Annotated in this window: 10 protein-coding genes; 4 read left to right on the forward strand and 6 right to left on the reverse strand. The window is 64.5% G+C overall.

Annotated features, from left to right (window positions below):
* Window positions 1–24: 24 nt before the first annotated feature.
* Both OUZ45_RS03465 and OUZ45_RS03470 read left to right on the forward strand, forming a co-directional pair.
* Window positions 25–1,995, forward strand: a complete 1,971-nt coding sequence (locus OUZ45_RS03465; RefSeq protein WP_266168520.1) for a hypothetical protein — start codon at window positions 25–27, stop codon at window positions 1,993–1,995.
* Between the two features lie 243 nt (window positions 1,996–2,238).
* Window positions 2,239–4,689, forward strand: a complete 2,451-nt coding sequence (locus tag OUZ45_RS03470) for a TonB-dependent receptor plug domain-containing protein (RefSeq protein WP_266168521.1) — start codon at window positions 2,239–2,241, stop codon at window positions 4,687–4,689.
* Window positions 4,690–5,288: 599 nt separating this feature from the next.
* Here OUZ45_RS03470 and OUZ45_RS03475 read toward each other — a convergent pair.
* The 6 genes from OUZ45_RS03475 to OUZ45_RS03500 form a co-directional block, all read right to left on the reverse strand.
* Window positions 5,289–7,541, reverse strand: a complete 2,253-nt coding sequence (locus OUZ45_RS03475; RefSeq protein WP_323137520.1) for a xanthine dehydrogenase family protein molybdopterin-binding subunit — start codon at window positions 7,539–7,541, stop codon at window positions 5,289–5,291.
* A 59-nt stretch (window positions 7,542–7,600) separates the two neighbouring features.
* Window positions 7,601–8,134, reverse strand: a complete 534-nt coding sequence (locus OUZ45_RS03480; protein WP_266168523.1) for a (2Fe-2S)-binding protein — start codon at window positions 8,132–8,134, stop codon at window positions 7,601–7,603.
* Between the two features lie 135 nt (window positions 8,135–8,269).
* Entirely contained in the window at window positions 8,270–9,607 is a 1,338-nt protein-coding gene (locus OUZ45_RS03485) for an APC family permease (protein WP_266168524.1), read from the reverse strand.
* Between the two features lie 196 nt (window positions 9,608–9,803).
* The gene (locus OUZ45_RS03490; protein ID WP_266168525.1) at window positions 9,804–10,070 is read right to left on the reverse strand and encodes a Txe/YoeB family addiction module toxin; all 267 of its coding nucleotides are present in this window, start codon (window positions 10,068–10,070) and stop codon (window positions 9,804–9,806) included.
* Window positions 10,070–10,342 (reverse strand): type II toxin-antitoxin system Phd/YefM family antitoxin, encoded by a 273-nt coding sequence (locus tag OUZ45_RS03495; protein ID WP_266168526.1) that lies wholly within the window; start codon window positions 10,340–10,342, stop codon window positions 10,070–10,072. Before OUZ45_RS03495 ends, OUZ45_RS03490 begins: the two co-directional genes overlap by 1 nt.
* Window positions 10,343–10,546: 204 nt before the next feature.
* Window positions 10,547–12,454, reverse strand: a complete 1,908-nt coding sequence (locus OUZ45_RS03500; RefSeq protein WP_266168527.1) for a S53 family peptidase — start codon at window positions 12,452–12,454, stop codon at window positions 10,547–10,549.
* A gap of 368 nt (window positions 12,455–12,822) precedes the next feature.
* Here OUZ45_RS03500 and OUZ45_RS03505 point away from each other — a divergent pair, with 368 nt between their 5' ends.
* Window positions 12,823–14,337: a fumarate hydratase gene (locus tag OUZ45_RS03505; RefSeq protein WP_266168528.1), complete on the forward strand. Its 1,515-nt coding sequence runs from the start codon at window positions 12,823–12,825 to the stop codon at window positions 14,335–14,337.
* A gap of 568 nt (window positions 14,338–14,905) precedes the next feature.
* Window positions 14,906–17,518 (forward strand): bifunctional aspartate kinase/diaminopimelate decarboxylase, encoded by a 2,613-nt coding sequence (locus tag OUZ45_RS03510; protein WP_266168529.1) that lies wholly within the window; start codon window positions 14,906–14,908, stop codon window positions 17,516–17,518.
* The last annotated feature ends 91 nt before the right edge of the window (window positions 17,519–17,609 follow it).

Below are 17,609 nucleotides of genomic sequence, written 5' to 3' on the forward strand. Positions count from 1 at the left end.
GCATGTGCCGCTACACTTGCGCGCATGCCCTTGCCGCCCACGGATCCCGCCCGCGTAGCCCGCACGCCCGTATCGCTGCCCTCACCGCGTGAGGCGGCGTTGAAGGCGGCCGTCTATCGGCGGCGCCGGCAGCAGAAGCCGCACGAACGCTGGTTGCGCATCCTCGGCATGGCCGGCGCCTTGCTGGTGCATTTGATGTTCCTGTTCGGCGTGATCCTCGGGCCGGCCTATGAACTGGAAGAGTTGCCCGAGTCGAGTGGCCCGGCACTGCAGGTGCGGTTGATCGAGAAGAAGCAGGAAGAGCCGCCACCGCCTCCGCCGGTGCGCGGCACGCCGCCGAAGGAAGTCGGCCCGGTCCATCGCGGCAGCAGCGCGCCCACCGTGGTGCGAACCACCCGCTCCAGCACCAGCTCGACGCGCACCGATGCTGAACTGGCTCCGGTGCCCGTTCCGGCTTTGGAAACCCCCGTGGTGGTCGTGAAGGCACATCCGAGCGCACCCGCGCCGGAAGCGGTTGCCGCGCCCCAGCCCAAGGTGGCCCTGCCCAAGCCAGCACCCGCGCCTGAATTGCAGCCGGTGCCCACCGCCACCGAACCGCCGCAAGTGACCCTGCAGACGCCGCCCGCACCGGTGCCGGTGCCGCCAAAATTCCAGCCTGAGCCTGTACGCAAGCTGCAGGTCGAAGGCAATCAGCCGGTGCCGCCGCCCGCTTCGCTGGCGATGCCCGAGGTACCACTCCAATCCGCACCCACCGTCACCGCGCCTACCATCGCGATGGAACGCGCCGTACCCAAACCCGCCACACCCAGCCTGCCGCAGTTAACGCATGCGGACGTGGCGGCCGCGCCGTCCGAGCCGGAAATGCAGGCCGTGCCGCTGCCTGCACAGGCGGCACCGACGGTGAACCTGCAAATCACCGCCAGCACGACGACGCCCGTGGTTCCGCGCGAGCAGCCGCGCATTCAAGCGCCGTCGATCCGCGTGGCCGAAGCGCAACTGGAAGCCGTGCCGTTGCCGGAGAACGCGCAGCCGAGTCTGGAGAAACCGCAGGCGCCGCGCCTGGAAACGGTGGCGCCCAAAGCGATCGCGCTGGATCGCAAACCCACGCTCGAACGTCCGCAGATCCAAGTCGAACCCGCGAGCGCGGAAGCCACCAAGTCGGCCAGTGCCGAAGCCGCGCAGACCGCAGCCGAGAGCAAGGCTGCCAGTGCCGCTGCCGGCCCGAAGAGCAGCGCCCCTTCCAGCGAAACGGCGCAGAGTTCCACCGATACCGGTAAGAGCACTGCACCCAACGCCACGCCGCAAGGCAGTGAAACGGGTACACCCGGCGTGCCCAACGGCGTGGCTTCCTCACCCAGCAACAGCGGCAAGAGCGGAGGCTTGAACCTCGCGCTGCCGCCGGGCCAGGGCAACGGTCAGAGCAGCGGGCAGGGTGGTGGCGCGCAAGGCGGCGAGAGCGGCCCCACCGGCACCTATGTGCAACTGCAGCCGCGCGGCAACACCGAGATCATGTCGCACGGCAGGCCCAACATCGGCTACAAGGCCACGCGTTTCGAGCAGGACTGGACACCGGAAGGCGAGAGTTCGATCGACACCGCCCTGCGTCGTGCGGTCGAGAAAACCACCGTGCGTCACACCTTCCATCTGCCGCGAGGCGTGCGCGTCGAATGCGTAGTGATGCCGTTGTTCCCGATGGGCCTGCTCGGCTGCGGCAACGGCGATCCGCCACCCAAGCCAGTGGACGACAAAGTCTACGAGCGGATGAAGCTGGCGCCGGCCAACCCGCTGGTGCCCCCGCCGCCAGCAAGCTCCACCGCACCCGTCGCCAGCGCGATCAAACTCGACAACAGCGCGCAGTGCGCCACCGCACGCGTATCCGGTGGACCCTTGCCGCCCGGCTGCGTGGACGACCGTCTGCCAGCGGGTCGCGACCAACCGGCCAAAGCCACCTCCGCACCTACGTCATGGGTGCCGGCCAGCGATCAGTTCCACTAAGGCTTTCAGAGAAACGAGTTGAGAGGAGTGAGAGAGGGCTGGCCCCCTCGTTTCTTGCGCCTCAACGCGCGCTCCTCATAGAGATATGTCCAGGTGCCCATCCGGCCAGCCCATCAGTCACCCAGCCTGTGAAAGGCTGCATTGACGCTACCGACCGGTTTCAATAGCGTTACCTCCGGGGGATGTATCCGGCGACCGCGTGTCAACGCGTAGCCGATTCGTTGTACTTGGGGAGAAAATTTGATGAGTAAGCGTAGCCTGCGCCGCAGGGCGCCCTTGCCGTACCTGTATCTGGTGGGCAGTTCACTTGCGTTGGCCTGCCAGGTCGCCCTCGCGCAAAACGCGCCGGCCGACCAGGCGCCTTCCGCCAGCAATGCCAAGCAGCTGCAGTCGGTGGTGGTTACCGGTACCCATGCGAGCAATCGCACCGAGGCCGAGTCGCTGTCACCGATCGACGTGCTGAGCCCGGCCGATCTGCAATCCAGCGGCAATACCGACATCGCCAGCGCGCTGAACCGGCTGCTGCCTTCGCTCGATTTCCCGCGCCCGGCGATCAATGACGGCAACGATGCATTGCGCCCGGCCACGCTGCGCGGCCTTTCGCCCGACCAAGTGCTAGTGCTGGTGGACGGCAAGCGCTATCACACCAGCGCGCTAGTCAACTACAACCCCTCGGTGGGCCGCGGCTCCGCGCCGGTGGATCTCAATTCGATCCCACTCGCCGCCATCGACCATATCGAAGTGCTGCGCGATGGCGCGGCTGCGCAATACGGCTCCGACGCCATCGCCGGCGTGATCAACATCGTGCTGAAGAAGGGCGGTACCGGCGGTCACGTGCTCGCCAGCGGCGGCATCATGGACAAGGGCGACGGCGCGCAGAACGGCGTGGAAAGTTCGCTGGGCGTGCCGTTCGGCAAAGACGGCTCGCTGGGCTGGGGACGCATCTCGCTGAACTACCAGAGTGCGATGAAGACCGACCGCGCTTCCTTCGGCAAGCAGGATCCGGCCAGCAACGGCGGCCCGGAATACCAGCGCTACGGCGACCCCGGCGTGAAGACGCTGCAGGCGCTGACCAATTTCGACATAACGCTGGCGCCCAAAATCGATCTGTACGGCTATCTCAACTTGAGCCGTCGCAACGTGGATTCGAACGGCTATTACCGTACCGCCGGCTCCGCCCGCAACGTGATGGAGATCTATCCGTACGGGTTCCTGCCGCACATCGTCAACCACACCAATGACGTGGCTGCGGTGCTTGGCGTGAAAGGTGTCACCGACGGCGGCTGGCATTGGGACTTCTCGGGCAACTACGGCACCAACGTGCTGGACTTCGACGTGCGCAACAGCCTCAACGTAGCGCTGTATCGCACACTGGGTTACACGCCCACCAGCTTCCACGTCGGCAAATTCGGCACGCGGCAAAACGTTTTCAATTTCGACGCCAGCAAGGAAGTGGAAGGCTGGCTGCCGAATGCGCTCAACGTCGCGTTTGGCGCGGAATACCGCAAGGACGGCTACGACATCTTCCCGGGTGAGCCCGCGTCTTATTACGGCGACCCGGCCGGTGCCTACCCGACCGGCTCGCAGGTGTATCCGGGCCTGACGCCGTCGGTCAGCGGCAAGTTCAACCGCCACAGCGAGGCGGCTTACGTCGACCTCGAGAACGACATCACCAGCAAGCTTTCCGCAGGCGTCGCCGCGCGCTACGAGCACTACAGCGATGCCGGCTCCACCCGCTCGGGCAAGGTGTCGGCGCGCTACCAGTTCACCGACACGTTCGCGCTACGCGGTACGGTTTCCAACGGGTTCCGCGCACCTTCGCTGGCGCAGCAGAACTACGAATCGGTGGTGTCGATCATCCAGAACCAGCAGCTGGTGCAGGTCGGTACCTATCGCACGTCTTCGCCGGAAGCGCGTGCGTTGGGCGCCAAGCCGCTGACGCCGGAGAAGTCCGTCAACTACAGCATCGGCGCGGTGTGGCAGCCCACCAATGATTTCAACGCCGTGCTCGACGTGTATCAGATCCGCATCTTGCACCAGATCCTGTACTCCGACCAGATCGACCTGATCGACAACCCGGCGCTCTTCAATTACTTCAACTCGGTGGTGCCGAATTCGCAGGTGAGCGCGGCGCAGTACTTCGCCAACGCAGCTACTACGCGCACGCGCGGCGCGGACCTGATCGCCAACTATCGCCACGACCTCGGCGACTATGGCTCGGTGCGCTTCAACTTGGGCGCGAACTACAACCAGACGAGTGTGCTCAACGTGATTGCGTCGCCGTCGCAGCTGACCAGTCACGTACCGGGGCTGCAGCTGTTCGGCCGCGCCAGCAAGGGCATCCTCACGGCGGCGACGCCGCGCACCAAGTACATCCTTGGCGGCGACTGGCTGTATCGCGGTTTCGATCTGCACGCCAACATGACCCGCTATGGCGCGGTCACCCGCCTGGGCGACACACCGGACGGTGATCAGCACTTCTCCGCACGCTGGCTGCTGGACATGTCGGCCAGCTACAACTGGGATCGCTGGACCTTCACCACGGGTGTCGACAACCTGACCAATCAGTATCCGACCCGCGTTGCGCCGAATAATGCGTACGACTACTACAACGACGAAATTCCGTATTCGCCGTTGTCGCCGTTTGGCTTCAATGGGCGGTATTGGTACGCGAAGGTGGGGTATCGCTGGTAAGTCGAAGGTGGGTTGTTTGCCTTTTGCCTCCTCTCCCCCGTGTACAAATCGGTGAACGGGGGAGAGGATTGAGGTGAGGGGCGGGTGCTCGCGACAACCTCTCGCTGTCGTCACCCCGGCGTAGGCCGGGGTCCAGTGGCGTCGACGCTTCGATGTTCGCGGTATCGCGACCTGGCCGCTTACGCAGCGGGCGTTCCGACTCGCTGCCGCGAGCCGGGTCACTTCTCTTTGTTTGGTCAAAGAGAAGTAACCAAGAGAAAGACCACCCCTCTTCCGCGCTCTCCGGGCTTCGCCCTCCGAGTCCGTGAGGTCTGGCCGGGCTTTTCGACACGACGTCCCTGTCGTGTCGAAAAGGCATGGGCATCCGTGCCCATGCCCCTGCGGGCCTTATCGTCCAGCCCTCACCGCTGCACAGGGGCCCCCAAGATCAAAAGCAAACTCTCGCTCATCTGAGAGGTGGCGCGTAGGTTGGGGTGAGCGTCAGCGAACCCCAACACTGCATGGTCGCCATATCCAAATGGGTTGGAAAAGGAGCTCCATGCCACCGCGAGATGTGCACAAGAGATAGCTCCCCTTCGGGGAGGGGGCGGGGCGGCTGCTTAAAGCAACCGCCTCAATTCCTTCATTAGCGGCAACCGTCGCACGCGCACGGCGCTGACGCGGAATACCGCATTCGCCAGCGCGGGTGCGGCGGTGGGCATGGCGAGGAAGCTGGCGCCGGCGGGGTCGCGGTCGCTGGGGACGGTGATCACCTCGACGTTGTCGGGTAGTTGGGCGAGGGTGGCTAGCGGATAGTCTTTGTAGCTGCGCTGTTGCGGCTGGCCGTCTTTGAAGGTGATGGCGAGGTTGAGTGCGCTGGAAAGTGCGTCGAGGGTGGCGCCGGCGACCTGGCCTTCGAGGCCAGTGGGGTTGATCACGCGGCCGACGTCGACGGCGCAGACGACGCGCTCGATGTTGAGTTTCTCGCCTTGCATCGACGCTTCCACGGCGTGCGCTACGTAGGTGCCGTTGATGTGCCAGCAGGCGATGCCCAGGCCGTTCACGGTGCGCAACCAGTTCTTCCACTCGATGCGGTCGGCGACGAGCTTGAGCACGTTGATGAGGCGGCCGGTGTCGAGCGAGCCGCCGCTTTGCAGCGGGATGGTGCGTGGCTCGCCGATCAGGCGCAGGCGCGTGGTTAGCGGATCTTCTTTCAGCGCGTGCGCGATCTCGTCGACGAAGCTCTCGACGGCGAATGCGTTGCTGACATGCGGCATGCCGCGATGCGGGCCGCGCGGGATGGCGGACTGCAGGCTATACCAGTCGCTGCGGTAGTTGGGCACGAGGCCGGCGGGTAGTTGATTGGCGTCGACTTCGGAGGTCCACAGCCGGCTGTCCGGCACGTGCCGCTGCGCCAGTGCGGAGGCGCTGGCCATGCGTTGGTCCCAACTCACGATCTGGCGCTTGCGGTCCAGCGTGGCGCTGAGTTTGTGCACGCTGGACGAACGGTAATAGTCGTGGCCGAAGTCTTCTTCGCGAGTCCACAGCAGACGCACCGGCTTGTCGGCCAACTTGGCCAGCATCACCGCTTCGGCGACGAAGTCATGATCGAGGCGGCGTCCGTAGCCGCCGCCAACACGCGGCACGCGGATATCGATCTGGTCCGGCTTGAAGCCGGTCAGCCGCTGCACCACGGCCCAGGCATGCTGCGGCGCTTGCGTTGGCACCACCAGCGTGGCGCGTTCCTTGTCGACGCGCGCCAGGCAGTTCATCGGCTCGGCGGTGGCGTGGGCCAGCCAGGGTTGCACGTAGACGGCTTCGACGCGGCGTGCGGCTTTCTTGCCGGCGGCATCGACGTCGCCGTCATTGCGCACGCGTGTGCTGGGCACGGCGTTCTTGTCGTTGACCAGGTCGTTGGCCTGCTGTTCGAGCGCAGCGCTGTTCTCGCCACCGCTAGGGCCGGCCTTCCATTCCAACTTGAGCTTGGCGCGACCCTGCAGCGCCGACCAGGTGTCTTCGGCCAGTACCGCCACGGAGGGGGCCAGCACGGTGTCGCCGGGAAGCAGGCCAGGCTCGGGCTTGAGCTCGACCACTTTCACCACGCCCTTCACCGCTTCGGCGTCCGTGAAGTCCTTGCTGACCAGGCTGCCATCGGCCCAGGGGCAATGCAGCAACACCGCGACCAGGGTGTCGCCGTACGTGCTGTCGATGGCGAAGGCGGCCTGGCCGGTGACGATGGCACGTGCATCGACGTCGCCGGCCGGCTGGCCGATTAGCGTGTAGCGATCCGGCGTTTTCACTGGCACGGCGTTTTGCGGTGGCGCCACCTTGGAGGCGGCGTCGGCGAGGCTGCCATAGTCGAAGCGGCGACCGTCGGGTGCGATCACCCAGCCGGCCTGCGTGCGCAGACGGTCGGCCGGGACGCCGAGGCGGCGGGCCGCGGCCTGCATCAGCAGCCAGCGCGCGAGTGCGCCGGCTTGGCGCAGATCGTTCCAGGCCGCGGGAATGGAGTCGCCAAGGCCGCCGGTCTGGTGGCCGTAGATCCAGCGCGGCTCACCGTTGCCGTTCTCCACACCCAGCCCGAGCTGGACCACGCTCACGCGCGCCCAGTCGGCATCGAGTTCGTCGGCGATGATGCGCGGCAACGCCGTGGCCGTGCCGGTGCCGGTATCCGGGTCGCGTGCGCCGATCAGCACGTTGCCGTCAGCGTCGATGCGCACGTACGCGCCGAGACCGTACAAGGTGTCGCCGAGCAAGGCTGGCGGCACCGGCACGTCAGTGGCTTCGGCCAGGCGTATGCCGACGATCAGCGCGCCAGCGGTACCGGCCAGCACCTGCAGGAAGCGGCGGCGCGAGGGAAGGGCGGGGCGCACGGGCCCGATGTCATTAAGCCCGATGTCATTAAGCGTGACGTTGTCGTCGTGTCGGTGGCTCACGCGCGGCCTCCGTCGATGGCAGCCGCTGCACGCTTGATGGCGCGACGCACACGCGTCTGGCAACCGCAGCGGCACAGGTTGGGCAGTTGTTCGATCTCGTTGTCGCCCGGGTGTGGATGGCGGTTGAGCAAGTCGAGCGAAGCGATCAGCCAGCCGGGCGTGCAATAGCCGCAGCCGATCGCATCCTCGTCCACGAACGCCTGCTGCAGCGGATGCAGCTTGCCGTCGACGGCGGCCAGGCCTTCGACGGTCGTGACCTTTTTGCCGGAGACCTGGTGCATGGGCAGGGTGATCGCCGACACGGCCTTGTTGTTCACCAGCACCAGGTCGGCGCCCCCCAGCCCGTGTTCGCCGCCGTACTTGGTGCCGGTCAGGCGCAGCACGTCGCGCAGATACCAGAGCAGCGGCATGTCGGCGTCACCGGTGTGGCGGAATTGCCGGCCGTTGATCTCCAGTTCGATGCCTTCACGCACCTTTTCGGGGGTGATATTGCTAGTCGGGTGGGTGGCCAGGGCCTGGGCTTGCGCCATCGTGGAACTCTCCTTGCGTATCCGCGCATTGTGGCATTCCGGCGGCCCGCATTGGGAATGCGAAGGGCCGCCGGCGGGCGCTGCGGTTCATGCAGCGACCCACGCTGGTGCGTGAAGCTAAGGAGCTTGTTTGTCTTATTCGACGTGCGTCGCCGGCTGGCCGGGAAACATTCGCCGCCACGCGTAATACACCGGTACACCGGCCGCCATGATCAGCAGGCCCATGCCGGCATTGCGCGGGTTGTCCAGCATGGTCTGCACCACCACCCACGCGATCACGCCGACAAAGATCAGCGGAAGCAGGGGATAGCCCGGCACCTGGAAACTGGCCTGCGCTCCTTGCCGGCGGCGATACCAGAACAGCGTGGCCACACCCAGCGCGCAGGCCAGCCAGTCGCCGAAAGTGGCGTAATCCAGCAGCTGGCCGTAACTGCCCGAGACGGCCAGCAACACGGCCCAGCCCGAAAGCAGCAGCAGAGCGACATTCGGCGTGCGGTGCTTCGGATGCAGCCGGGCCACGCTACGGAAGAACAGCCCGTCCTCGCCCATCACCTGCAGCACGCGCGCGCCGGCCACCAGGGTGATGTTGCAGAAGCCCAGTGTGGAAATCGCGATGCCGACGGCGATCAGCTTGGCGCCGATCGGTCCGAACACACGGTTCATCACATCGGCGGCTGGCGTGCTGCTCGCCGCGAGGCCGTCATGGCCCAGCACGGCCAGATAGGCCACGTTGACCAGCGCATAGGCGGCGATCACCAGCAGCATGCCCAGCAACAGCGCGCGCGGCAGCGTGCGTTGCGGCTCGCGCACTTCGCCCGCCAAGTTATTGAGGTAGGTGAAGCCCGAGTATGCGAATAGCACCGGCAGCGCCGCGCCCATGAAACCCACGTCCGCTCGCGAGGCGTCTGCCGCCAGCACCCCCGAGCTGCCCGCACCCGCGAGAAAGAGACCGCATACCACCAGCACCGCCACCGCCAGCAGCTTGAGCAGCGTGAACAGGTTCTGCACCTGCGCGCCCACGCGCAGACCGAACAGATTGATCCCCGCCACAAACACCAGCGCGCCCGCCGCCAGCGGCTTGATGGCTGTTGGCGGCAGGCCGAACACCGAAGAGGCGTAGCTGGCGAAAATGGTCGCCACCGCCGCGCTGGAGCCGGAATAAATCACCAACAACATGGTCCAGCCGAATAGAAAGCCCGCCAGTGAGCCGAACGCCTCGCGCAGATAGACATAGCTGCCGCCCGCATGCGGCCGCCGCGCGCCAAGTTCCGCGTAGCACAGCGCGCCGATCAACGTGAGCAAGCCGGCGCCGACCCATATCAACAACAGCGCGAGCCCCGACTCCGTGCGCTGCGCAGCGATACCGGGGTTCAAAAAGATACCGCCGCCGATGATTCCGCCGACCACGATCATCGCGGCATCCCACGGACTCAATCGCCGCACATAACCGCTGGTCGTGGGAGAGTCGCTCATGGATGGTTCGCCCTATGAAAGTTGCAGGCGAGCATGGCGGCTGGGCCTGTTTGCAGCAAGTCCCTCACTCCAGCCCCATTGTGGAGCTGTCTCTTGTGCACATCTCGCGTCGGCAAGGAGCTCTTTTTCCGACCTATGTGGATTTTGCGACCATGCAGTGCTGGGGTTCGCTGACGCTCACTCCCAACCTACGCGCTTAGTGATCACCGTAGTGGAGCTTGCAGCTGATAATGGAGATGCACTCATCATCGAAGGCGTAGACCAGGCGATCCTTCTTGTTGATGGACCTGGACCAAAAGCCGGCTAGATCACCGCTCAACTCGTGAGGATCGCCCAATCCGTCGTTCGGAGTCCTCTGCGCGTCCTTGATGAGGGAATTGATCTTCTTCAGGGTCTTCTTATCTTCGGCCCCATCCTGGTAATCCTTCCAGGCTTCGTCCGTGAACTTGATACTTCGTGCCATCAAGTGGTCTCCTCTTCCTCCCCCTCGATCAACTCTCGTTTCTTAGCCTTGCCCGCCTTGAACTGAGCGATGGACTTGGCGAGGTGATCGCGGTTTGCTTTGTTGCTGAGCAGGTGAATGGTGTCTGCCATCGAGTTGTAGTCCGCAAGGGACATGACTACTGCGTCCTCGTGGTCGCGGCGATGGATGACCGTGATTGAGCAGTCGCTCGCTACGGTATCCAACACATCCTTGAGGTTGTTACGGGCGTCGGAAAAGCTGACAACTCGCATTGGGTTCTCCTGTCTGTCTTACCTTTCTATGTGTTTCTGATGTCTTTCTTAACTTGTGCAAGTTGTTGCACAAGTTAAGTTTAGGGCATGTCCTGAGGGGCAACAAGTGTTTAGTGCAACAGCTACCGTTTAGCGCCTCAGATGCAAAAAAAAGCCGGCACCCTCGCGGGTGCCGGCCGGTCAAAACGTCATCGCAAGGAAACTTCAAAAGCTTTGCAGGAACAGATCCAGATTGGTCACATTGAGCGTGCCGATGCCGGAACCAGGCTGATACCCCGGCTTGCCGGCATAGAACCAGTTGTCGCCGTGGCGGATGTCGTTGAACCCCGACCACGGTCCATAGCCGAAGATGTTCTGCAGCAAGTACACCTGCGGATTCCAGAAGCCGACGCGGTGCCCGGCGCTCTGCGTGAGCAGCGCGCTGATACCGTTGAGCTGCGGTGCCACGAAACTGGTGCCACCTTCGCCGGTCACTGCGCCGCCGTCCGTGGTGGAGACCAGGAAATAGCCAGTCTCCGGGTCTGCATTCAACGAGATGTCCGGCAGATTTCGGCCATGGAAATGGCTGGGTAGTTTCAACAGTACCGTAGGGCCAGCCTGGGGATCGTTGAAGGTCAGCGTCTGATCCTTCTCGCTCTTGCGGATGCCATCCGTGAACCGCTGATAGAACGGTCGTTTCCAGTACACGCTGACGCCGCCGCCGCCGCCGACCGAGAACAGGTTGATCAGGCCCTTGCCGACATAGGTGTCGAAGTAGTTCTGGATATAGTCCCAGCCCCACACGCTTTCCTTCGTGATCGACTGCGTCGGACCGCCGTGGAAGTGATAGCTGAAAGGTAGCGTCGTGCCGCCGGCGGCCGTGATGTAGGGGTCGGAAGCCGGCGAGTCGACGGTCAACGGCGCGTTGAACGTGCCGGGGCCGGTTCCGGTGCCGAGCCCGCGCACCGTGTCATACGCGCCGGAGTCGCCGGTAGCGGCGAACACCGACTGTCCTTGCACCGCGGCCTCCAGAAGTATCTGGTGGAACAGCTGCAAGTCGCCGGCATCGGAGGTGTCGGTATTGCTGGCGCCGGCGACGTTCAGTGCGGCGAAGTTGAAGATCTCAGGTGTGCCCCAGCTGGTGGAGATGCTGTCGGCCTTGTTGTCGGAGACCGCCTGCATGAACGCATCGGTGAAGCCGTTGCCGGCGTTGGGGGCGTCATACACGAGCATGTCGGCGAACGGAGCCAGGCCGCCCGACTGTTCCACGTCAAGCGCGGTTTCGCCGCTGCCGCCATCGAACGCGCCACCGCCGTCGACGTGGATCTGCGTGATGCGGTTCGGCTTGGTGGTCAGGCCAACCGTGGACCAATACGTCTCGGCATCCGACGGGTAGAAATTCGACAGCGTCACGATGGCGATCGTCGAGCCCTGGCCGTTGATCCCCTGCGAGTACAGCGGATTGATGTTGTAGAAGTTGGCGACGTCCTTGACGGTGTACGTGCCGGGTTTGCCGAGGGTGAGGTTGGGCGTCGCGGCGCTTGCCTTCACCTGCAGCGTGGTTTGCGGCTGGCCGGCGAGGGAGGTTGAATGGATGCGATGCGACAGATACTGCTTTTCATTGCTGAGGCCGGTGGCGGACAGCACGGTGTTGGCGATGGACGGCGGCAGCACCAGCGGCTGAGTCGGTCCATGCAGCGACTGTCCAGACTCCTTCGACACATAGGCATGTATAGGCGTCTGGAAGGCTGCGCTGAATTGGCCCAGCGTGCCGCTTGCGCGAATCGCCATATGATTCGGAAGCACCGTGCTGGTCAGGCCCTGCGTCTGCAGGAACGCCTGCACCTGTGCGATTTCCGCATCGGTGGCGCCGTACCTGCTCGCGAACTGGCTGGTGGTAAGGAACTGGTGGAAGTGAGCGCTGCCGGGAGTGACGGTGTCCTGGATGTAGGACTCCAGCTCGGCCTGATTATGTAGTTTCAACACCAGGGTCACGTTGGCGGGCTGGCTGGCCGTTGCCAAGCCCATGTCGGTATTCGGTCGCGCGTTGTCCGCCATGGCGGGGGCTGCGAGGCAGGCCAGCCATAGCGTCAGGGATGCGGCAAGGGTTTTGCGGTGCAGATTCGCGAGCATGCTGAGAGTTCCTCCGTGGATGGGACTCTGGCGCCAAGCAGAACAGCAGCGGTGTGTCATAGGTACGTCGCTGCTCCGCTTTCCAGCCAGGCCGTCAAAGCGTTTCAACAAACCGTGTGATTTCTTACCCCGCCGACAGACGTACCCCCTGAAGATCGCGCCGTGCCGGTTGCGCAACGCTAGCGCGGAACGGGTGCAAGTTCTTGCGGCCTTGGGGCGCTGTGCCATGACCCGGTTTCTGCCGCTTCGCCAGGGCGTCGCGGCATGGGCCGCTCTTCAGGGGCAGCCCGCTTGCGGCACAATAGGCCGGTTGTGCGCCGCGAACAGCTCCCCGCGGCGCGGGTCCCCCTCCAGTCCAAGCCGCCGCCATGACCATCATCAAGCAAGACGATCTGATCCAGTCCGTCGCCGACGCCCTGCAGTACATCAGCTACTACCACCCGGTCGACTACATCACCAACCTCGCCGCCGCCTACGAGCGCGAAGAGTCGCCGGCCGCCAAGGACGCGATGGCGCAAATCCTGATCAATTCGCGCATGGCCGCCGAAGGCCATCGCCCGCTGTGTCAGGACACTGGCATCGTCACCGTCTTCCTCAAAGTGGGCATGAACGTGCGCTGGGACGCCACGATGTCGCTGGAAGACATGGTCAACGAAGGCGTGCGCCGCGCCTACAACGACCCGGACAACAAGCTGCGCGCCAGCGTGCTGGCCGATCCGGCCGGCAAACGCACCAACACCAAAGACAACACGCCGGCAGTGATCAACGTCTCCATCGTGCCGGGCGACACCGTCGACGTGATCGTCGCGGCCAAGGGCGGCGGTTCGGAGGCCAAGTCCAAGTTCGCCATGCTCAATCCGTCCGATTCCATCGTCGATTGGGTGCTCAAGACCGTGCCGACCATGGGCGCCGGCTGGTGCCCGCCGGGCATGCTTGGCATCGGCATCGGCGGCACCGCCGAAAAGGCGATGCTGCTGGCGAAAGAAGCGTTGATGGAGCCGATCGACATCCAGGATTTGATCGCACGCGGTCCGCAGAATCGCGCCGAAGAACTGCGCATCGAGCTGTATGAAAAGGTCAACGCGCTCGGCATCGGCGCGCAGGGCCTGGGCGGCCTCACCACCGTGCTCGACATCAAGGTGAAGGATTACCCGACCCACGCCGCCAACCTGCCGGTGGCGCTGATCCCGAACTGCGCCGCCACGCGCCATGCGCATTTCACGCTCGATGGCTCCGGCCCGGTGATGCTCGATCCGCCGTCGCTGAAAGACTGGCCCAAACTCACCTATGACTCGTCCAAGGGCCGTCGGGTGAATCTCGACACGGTGACGCAGGAAGACGTCGCCAGTTGGAAGCCCGGCGAAGTGCTGCTGCTCAACGGCAAGTTGCTCACTGGCCGCGACGCCGCGCACAAGCGCATGGTCGACATGCTCAACAAGGGCGAGCCGCTGCCGGTCGATTTCAAGGGCCGCTTTATCTATTACGTCGGTCCGGTCGATCCGGTGCGCGACGAAGTGGTCGGCCCGGCCGGTCCCACCACCGCCACGCGCATGGACAAGTTCACCGAGCAGGTACTGGCGCAGACCGGCCTGCTCGGCATGGTCGGCAAGGCCGAACGCGGTCCGGCTGCGATCGAGGCGATCAAGAAGCACCAGTCGGTGTATCTGATGGCTGTGGGCGGTGCGGCTTATCTGGTGTCGAAGGCGATCAAGGCTTCGCGCGTGGTTGGCTTTGCCGATCTCGGGATGGAAGCGATTTACGAGTTTGAAGTGCAGGACATGCCGGTGACTGTCGCGGTGGATTCCGCCGGCACGTCAGTGCACCAGACCGGGCCCAAAGAATGGCAGGCGCGCATTGGCAAAATCCCGGTAGTCGTCGCCTAACGCCTTTACTCCCTCTCCCTCGTTCACCGATTTGTGCACGGGGGAGAGGGTTGGGGTGAGGGGCGGGTGCTCGCGATAACACTCCTACTTCGTCACCCCGGCGAAGGCCGGAATCCAGTGGCGTTGCCGTTCGATGTTTGCGTTATCGCGACCGGGCTCGCCTGCCGCGGGCTTCCGTCCTCCTGCCGGAGGTCGGGTCACTTTTCTCTGCTTGCCCAGAGAAAAGTAACCAAAAGAGAGGGCACCCCGGTTGCGCGCCCTCCGGCTTCGCCTGCGGGTTCGTGAGGGTTGGCCGGGCTTTTCGACAAGACATCCATGTCTTGTCGAAAAGGCGCAGGCGTCCATGCCTGCGCCCCCTGCGGGGCTTTTTCGTCCAACCCTCACCGCTCCACAGGGGGCTGGAACTCAAAGGCCAAGATCAAAAGCTCATCATTAGGAGACGGTGGGAGTTGTTGATGGACATACGCCACCGTTTAGCCATCCAAACCCCATCCCATTGCATTCCAGCTGTTGCGGCGCAACACTGGCCGAATTGTTTTCCCCGCAACCAACGCAACTGAAGGTAACCGTGAACCCGCAAAGCCCCGCGTCGCTTCCTGCCGACGCATCCTGGATCGTGATGAAGTTTGGCGGCACCAGTGTCGCTACCCTGCCGCGCTGGCAGAACATTCTGGAGCTGGTAGCCACTCGTCGTGCCGAAGGCGCGCGCGTGCTGGTTGTCGTTTCGGCACTCTCCGGCATCACCGACGCACTCAAACAACTGTGCGCGCAGGAAGACAAGGGCAAACGCATCGAGGCTGCCAAGGCGATCGCACAGCGTCACTACGACCTGCTCGATCACATGCAGCTGGCGGTTCCGGATGCACTCGGCACGAAGCTTGGCGAACTGGCGAAGCTGGCGGACGAAGGTCCGGCGGCGCTGGGCGAATTGGCTTGGGCGGCCTTGATACAGGCGCACGGCGAGTTGTTGAGCAGCACGCTGGGCGCGGCCTTTCTCAGTCACAGCGGCCTGCCCACGCAGTGGGTGGATGCGCGCGAGTGTCTCGCCGCTGTGGCGCTGCCGAACCAGAATGAGCGCACCAAGTTGCTCTCGGCGATGGTCGAGGCCAAGCCCGATCCGGCGCTCAACCTGCGTCTCGCGAAGCAGGGCGATGTTTTCATCACCCAGGGCTTCATCGCACGCGAGTCGCAGGGTCGCACGGTGCTGCTCGGTCGTGGCGGTTCGGATACGTCCGCTTCGTATTTCGGTGCGCTGCTGAAAGCGCAGCGCGTAGAAATTTGGACTGACGTGGCCGGCATGTTCACTGCCAATCCGCGCCAGGTGCCGGGCGCACGCCTGCTGCAGCGTCTCGATTACGAAGAGGCCCAGGAAATCGCTTCCACCGGCGCCAAGGTGCTGCACCCACGCTGCCTTTCGCCGCTGCGCGAGCCGCGCGTGCCGATGCTGATCAAGGACACCAACCGGCCCGAGCTGGAAGGCACCGTCATCGGTCCCGAGGTGCGCGAGCACGCGCCGAGCGTGAAAGCGATCAGCGCACGCAAGGGCCTCACCCTGGTGTCGATGGAGTCGGTCGGCATGTGGCAGCAGGTCGGCTTCCTCGCCGACGTGTTCGCGCAGTTCAAGCAGCACGGCTTGTCGGTGGACCTGATCGGCTCAGCCGAGACCAACGTCACCGTGTCGCTGGATCCCACCGAGAACCTGCTCGATTCCGACGCCATCGCGGCGCTTGCCAGCGACCTCGCCAAGGTCTGTCGCGTGAAGGTGATCGCGCCGTGTGCGGCGATCACCCTGGTTGGCCGCGGTATGCGTTCGATGTTGCATACGCTGTCCGGCGTGCTGGCCGAGTTCGGTCAGCTACGTGTGCACATGATTTCGCAGTCGTCCAACAACCTCAACCTGACCTTCGTGGTGGATGAGAACGTGGTGGACGACCTGCTGCCGCTTCTGCACGAGCTGCTGATCGCCGCCGGTGCGCTGCGCACCGACGACAGCGCGCTGTTCGGGCCAAGCTGGCAGGCGCTGTACGGCAGCGGCGAAGTGCCAGTGCCGGCGGCTTCGTGGTGGCGCACCACAGAGCGTCAGCGCTTGCTCGAACTCGGCGCGAAGGCTACGCCTCGCTACGTCTACCACCTGCCCACCGTGCGCCAGCAGGCGCGCGATCTGAAAACGCTGGCTGCGGTCGATCGCCTGCATTACGCGGTCAAGGCGAACACGCACCCGGCCATTCTGAAAGCGCTGGCCGAAGAAGGCTTCGGTTTCGAGTGCGTATCGCCGGGCGAAATGAAGGCGGTGATGGCGGCGGTGCCGGAATCCGCACCGCTGCTGTTCACGCCCAACTTCGCGCCGCGCGAGGACTACGCCTGGGCGTTGACCACGCGCGCCACCGTCTCGCTCGATTCGCTCTATCCGCTGGAGCACTGGGGCGAGCTGTTCCGTGGCCGCGAGATCGTGCTTCGCGTGGACCTTGGCCGCGGTCTTGGCCATCACGAGAAAGTGCGCACCGGCGGCAGCGGCAGCAAGTTCGGCTTGCCGGTCGAGTTAGTGGATACGTTCCTCAAGCTGGCCGATGGGCATGGCGTGATCGTACGAGGCCTGCACGCGCATCTTGGCTCCGGCATCCTCGACGACAGTCATTGGGGCGAGGTCTATAGCCAGCTGGCTAGCCTGGCCGAGCGCATCGGCAGCGTCGCCTTCATCGACATCGGTGGCGGGCTCGGTGTGCCGTCGCATCCAGGCGAGGCGCGGCTGGACATCGCCGCACTCGATCGCGTGCTGCGCGAGGTCAAGGCCGCCTACCCGCATTACAAACTGTGGATGGAGCCTGGCCGTTACCTTGTCGCCGATGCCGGCGTGCTGCTCACCCGCGTCACCCAGCAGAAAGGCAAGAGCGCGTTGCGTTATCTCGGCGTGGACACCGGCATGAACAGCCTGATCCGCCCCGCGCTGTACGAGGCCTGGCACGAGATCGTCAACCTCAGTCGCCTGGACGAACCGGCCACCGGCCTGTTCCAGGTGGTCGGCCCCATCTGCGAAAGCGGCGACGTGCTCGGCACCGACCGCCGCCTACCGGAGCCGCAGGAAGGCGACGTGATGCTGATCGCCCAGGCTGGCGCCTATGGCAAGGTGATGTCGTCGCCGTACAACATGCGCGACGAAGCGGAAGAGATCATCATTGAGTAATGCCTCCCGCCCCGCCAGGGGCGAGGTAGCCCGCATGGCGCCCTCTTTCCTCCAGAAAGAGGGCGCGCGGTAATGCAAGAATGCGCTCCTT

The organism is Dyella subtropica, assembly GCF_026283965.1.
GTDB classification, from domain to species: Bacteria; Pseudomonadota; Gammaproteobacteria; order Xanthomonadales; family Rhodanobacteraceae; genus Dyella_D; species Dyella_D subtropica.